Here is a 674-nt window from a genome sequence, read left to right on the forward strand (position 1 = left end):
GAGCCATGATCAAACTCTTCAGTTCAATACTGCTTGGGTTTTGAGAAAACCCTAAACTTGGCTCAGCAATCGCAAAAAACTCTCGAATTCACGAGTGTTACTTGTGATGCTGATAATCATTTGACTAACAGTCTTAACTCACAAGCACCCACACGAATTGCTTGATTCAGTTGTTAAAGAACAGTTGGTTAAGTCTTTCGTCTCAACCGAGGCGCGCATTCTACAGCAGCCTCATTTCGCGTCAAGCTATTTTTCGAAGAATTTTTCTTTCTACTCAATGACTTACAAGTGACGCTCAACCACCAGGTTTGCCTTTAGCAAAACATGGTGCTTGTATAAATAGGAAACCCCGATCAGTTGCCTGATCGGGGTTTCGGTATAGGTGCTTGACGATGACCTACTCTCACATGGGGAAACCCCACACTACCATCGGCGATGCATCGTTTCACTTCTGAGTTCGGGATGGGATCAGGTGGTTCCAATGCTCTATGGTCGTCAAGCGATTCAGCTGGGATATCGCGGTTAAGGCGTTATCCCGAATTGGGTATGTGATTGCTTTGTAGTTGCTGCAAATTTTCGGATTGTTGTCGACTTCAACGGTCTGACACCACAAATTGTTTGGGTGTTATATGGTCAAGCCTCACGGGCAATTAGTACTGGTTAGCTCAACGCCT

The 674-nt window shown here is 45.0% G+C and carries 1 rRNA gene; it reads right to left on the reverse strand.

The window, feature by feature from the left end:
- Positions 1 to 384 precede the first annotated feature (384 nt).
- Positions 385 to 500: ribosomal RNA gene (rrf, locus tag AO726_RS10315) — 5S ribosomal RNA — on the reverse strand.
- Positions 501 to 674 lie beyond the last annotated feature (174 nt).

The organism is Pseudomonas sp. TTU2014-080ASC, from assembly GCF_001446935.1.
Classification (GTDB): domain Bacteria; phylum Pseudomonadota; class Gammaproteobacteria; order Pseudomonadales; family Pseudomonadaceae; genus Aquipseudomonas.